2 protein-coding genes are annotated in these 4,255 nt (G+C 70.3%); one reads left to right on the top strand and one right to left on the bottom strand.

Going from position 1 to position 4,255, the window contains the following annotated elements; translation table 11 throughout:
- Positions 1 to 40: 40 nt before the first annotated feature.
- Positions 41 to 1,972, bottom strand: coding sequence for a molecular chaperone HtpG (gene htpG / locus ACFRCG_RS48230; protein WP_380043029.1), 1,932 nt, complete (start codon positions 1,970 to 1,972; stop codon positions 41 to 43).
- Positions 1,973 to 2,604: 632 nt separating this feature from the next.
- Here htpG and ACFRCG_RS48235 point away from each other — a divergent pair.
- Positions 2,605 to 4,245 carry an alpha/beta fold hydrolase gene (locus tag ACFRCG_RS48235; RefSeq protein ID WP_380043030.1) on the top strand — a complete coding sequence of 547 codons (1,641 nt, stop codon included), beginning with the start codon at positions 2,605 to 2,607 and terminating at the stop codon, positions 4,243 to 4,245.
- Positions 4,246 to 4,255: the final 10 nt, after the last annotated feature.

The raw sequence follows: 4,255 nt of genomic DNA on the forward strand, positions 1-4,255 counted from the left end.
GCCGGGCCCGGGTGGGTCCGGCCGGTCGCACGCCGGCGGGTTACAGGCCTCGGGCCAGGTGGTTGGTCAGGAGGCGGGTGAAGCGGGCCGGGTCGGGGAGGTCGCCGCCTTCGGCGAGCAGCGCGCCGCCGTAGACGAGTTCGACGATTTCGGCGAGTGCCGGATCCTCCGCGTTCGTGGCGTGGGCCGAGCGCAGTGCCGTGATCAACGGGTGCGTCGGGTTGAGCTCCAGGATGCGCTTGACCGGGGGCATCTCCTGGCCCATCGCCCGGTACATCTTCTCCAGGGTCGGCGTCATGTCGTGGGCGTCGCCGACGATGCAGGCCGCCGACGTGGTCAGCCGGGACGACAGGCGTACCTGCTTCACCTGCTCGGACAACGTCGTGGTCAGCCACGGGAGCAGGGCGGCGAAGTCCTCCTCGCGCTTGGCCTTGTCCGACTCGGCCTCGTCGTCGCCGTCGGCGGGCTCGTCGAGGTCGACCTGCCCCTTGGCGATGGACTGCAGCGCGTGGCCGGCGAACGCCGGGACCTGGTCGACCCAGACCTCGTCGACCGGGTCGGTGAGGATCAGCACCTCGTACCCCTTGGCGGCGAACGCCTCCATGTGCGGGGAGTTCTCCACCATCGCCCGGGTCTCGCCGGTCAGGTAGTAGATCGCGTCCTGACCGTCCTTCATGCGCTCGACGTACTCGCGCAGCGTGGTGGTCTTCTCCGGGTCGTGCGTGGAGGCGGCCGACACCAGCTCCAGCAGCGCCTCGGTGTTGTCGGTGTCCTCGAGCAGGCCCTCCTTCAGCGCCCGGCCGAACTGCGCCCACAACTTCGTGTAGCGCTCGCCGTCCTTGGCCTGCATGTCCTTGATCGCGCCGAGGACCTTTTTCACCAGGCGCCGGCGCACTCCGCGGATCTGCCGGTCGTGCTGCAGGATCTCGCGGGAGATGTTCAGCGACAGGTCGTGCGCGTCCACGACACCCTTGACGAAGCGCAGATAGTTCGGCATCAGCGCTTCGCAGTCGTCCATGATGAACACCCGCTTGACGTACAGCTGTACGCCGCGCTTCGTCTCGCGCGAGAACAGGTCGAACGGAGCCTGCGACGGGATGAACAGCAGCGCCTCGTACTCGAAGTTGCCCTCGGCGCGCATGTGGATCGTCTCGGCCGGGTCGAGCCCGTCGTGGCTGATCTGCTTGTAGAACTCGGCGTATTCGGCCTCGGTCACCTCGCTGCGCGGCCGGGCCCACAGCGCCTTCATCGAGTTGAGCGTGTCGACGCCGTGCGTGCTCACGCCGTCGGCGTCGGTCCGCTCCGTCGCCATCCGGATCGGCCAGCGGATGAAGTCCGAGTACTGCTTGACGATCTGCCGGATCTTCCACTCGGACAGGTAGTCGGCGAGCCCGTCCTCGTTGTCGGCGGCCTTCAGGTGCAGGGTGACCGAGGTGCCCACGGGCAGGTCGTCGACGGCCCGGATCTCGTAGGTGCCCTCGCCGTCGGACTCCCACGCGGTGCCCGAATCGGTGCCCGCGCGCCGGGTGCGCAGGGTGACCTTGTCGGCGACCATGAACGCCGAGTAGAAGCCGACGCCGAACTGTCCGATCAGGTTCTGCGCCGCGGCGCCGTCCCGGGTCTCCTTGGCTTCCTTGAGCTTGTCCAGCAGACCGGCGGTGCCGGACTTGGCGATCGTGCCGATCAGTTCCACGAGGTCGTCCCGGCTCATGCCGACGCCGTTGTCGCGCACGGTCAGCGTGCGGGCGTCCTTGTCGACGGCCAAGGCGATGTGCAGGTCGGACGTATCGACCTCGAGGTCGGAGTCGATCAGCGACTCCAGTCGCAGCTTGTCCAGAGCGTCGGAGGCGTTGGAGATCAGCTCACGCAGGAAGATGTCCTTGTTGGAATAGATCGAATGGATCACCAACTGGAGCAACTGCCGGGTCTCGGCCTGGAATTCCAACGTCTCGACACTGCCAACCGTGCCCACTCTGAGGTCTCCTTGTCTCGCTGTCGTCAGATCGGCCTGGTCTCGGCCAGGACACGATATGGCGGAGCGCGCGGACCCGTCCACACGACGCGCGTTCCCCGGGTGGGTCTACGTCACCGCCGTGCTCGCCCGACCGCGTTTTCCCTCGAAAGGGTGCCGGCCAGGGGCTGCGGGGGTTGTGCCGGGACATGCACGGCCACTTGCGCGCGGCGAACCCGGTCGAGCCGGCGTCGACCCGGAGAGCGGCGACCACCGCGTCGAGTGTGTGCACCCGGACCGGAAACCCGCCCTGGCCGGCCGAACCGCCGGTCGGCGGGCGGCGATTGTAGGGGGCGGCACGCGTAGGCAGGATTGGCCGGGCCCACGAAGCGGGAGGCCGCTCGTCGTGCGGTCGGCCGATGTTCGGCCCGGAAGACGTTCGTAGGGTCGTGCTCGTTCATACGAGGCATCCGCGCGTCCCCCCACCCGTCCCGCCGGATTGCGGACTCTGCCGCCGCCCGTGCCGCCGCACGCCGATCCGTTCCGCGCCGCGACGCGGGTCGACACGCGGCGCGGCGCCTCGACAGTGCGCCGACAACCGCGACGGGGGCGGGTGTTCGGGTACGTCTGCGGATCGGACTCCGGAGACGAGCATGACGAGAACGTCGGCGCACCGAACGAGTGAACACCACCCCGCCACGGCGACCGCGACGGCGAGCACACCCCATCGGCGCACCCGTCCCGCGCGCCGAGTCCTGGCGGTGGGCCTGGCCATGGCCGCGTGTCTGGGCGCGATATCGGCGACGGCGTCGGCGGCCGAAGCCGACGACACCGACAGCGCGGCGAACTCCGTTGCCGGACTGGAGCGTTACCACCATCAACGGATCGACTGGCGCAGTTGTGCGCTGGGCCCGGACGACGCCGTGGGCCAGGGTCTCGAACGCGGCGGCGCCCGCTGCGCCGACGTGACCGTCCCGCTCGACTACGCCAACCCCCGGGGCCGCACGATCACCGTCGCCATCTCGCGGATCAGGGCCACCGACACCCGGCACCGGATCGGCACGATGCTGACCAATCCGGGCGGCCCCGGCGGCGCGGGCCTCGACATGACCCTGGGTCTGCGCACCGCGATGAAGGAGGTCGGCGCGCGCTACGACCTGATCGGCATGGACCCGCGCTTCGTCGGCCGCAGTACGGCGCTGGACTGCGGATGGCCCGTCGGCACCAACCTCTTCTCGGCCGGCCTGAGTCGGGCGAGCTTCGATCGTCAGGTCGCGCTGCAGAAGGATCTGGCCGACCGGTGCCGGGCGACCAACGCGGCGGTACTGCCGTACATCAGCACCCGCAACACCGCCCGTGACATGGACGTCGTGCGGGCCGCGCTCGGCGAGCGGCGCGTGTCCTACTTCGGCTATTCGTACGGCACCTACCTCGGGACGGCCTACACCCAGATGTTCCCCGGCCGCGTCGACCGCGTCGTCCTGGACGGCGCGCTCGACCCGCGCCGCTACGGCCCCCGGGTGTTGCGCGGCAGCGAGGGCGAGAACGATCGGGCGCTGTCCGACTGGGCGGCCTGGACCGCGCTGCGCGACGACACCTACCACCTCGGCCGCACCCGCGCCGAGGTGCTGGCCACGGTGACCCGCGTCCAGGAGGCGTCGGCGCGCGGTCCGCTCGTCGTCGGCACCGCCCCGGAGGTCTTCCGGCTGGACGACAGCCGGGTCGGGCTCGTGTTGCTGATGGAAAACGCGGACGACACCGACGCGGCGCGGACGGTGTTCGCCGCCGAGATGGCCACCCTGGCCAGGGCCGCGGCGGGGCAACCGGCGCCGCTGTCGGCGGGCTTCGCCGGCAAGCTGCGGATGTTCCTGACCGGCGGCAACGGACCGACCGGCGCCCAGACCGCCATCATGTGCGGGGACGTGGCCGCGCCGCGCGATCCCGAGGTGTACTGGCGCGACGTCGAGGCATCCCGCGCCGCGCACCCGCTGTACGGCCCGTTCACCAACAACATCGTGCCGTGCGCCTTCTGGGACGCGCCGCGCGAGGACCCGGTGCGGGTGGGGCGCGACGTGCCGATGCTGATCGTGGCCGCCGATGGCGACCCGCGGACCCCGTACACCGGCAGTGTGGCGCTGCACACGTTGTTGCCGAGTTCCCGGCTGCTCACCCTCCAGGGAGCCAACCGGCACGCCGTCTACGGGCTCTACGGCAACTCCTGCGTGGACGAGCGGGTCAACGACTACCTGGCCACGGGCCGACTGCCGAGGACCGACCACACCTGCGTCAAGTAGCCGAGAGCGA

Source organism: Embleya sp. NPDC056575 (assembly GCF_042793325.1).
In the GTDB taxonomy this organism is placed as follows: Bacteria; Actinomycetota; Actinomycetes; order Streptomycetales; family Streptomycetaceae; genus Embleya.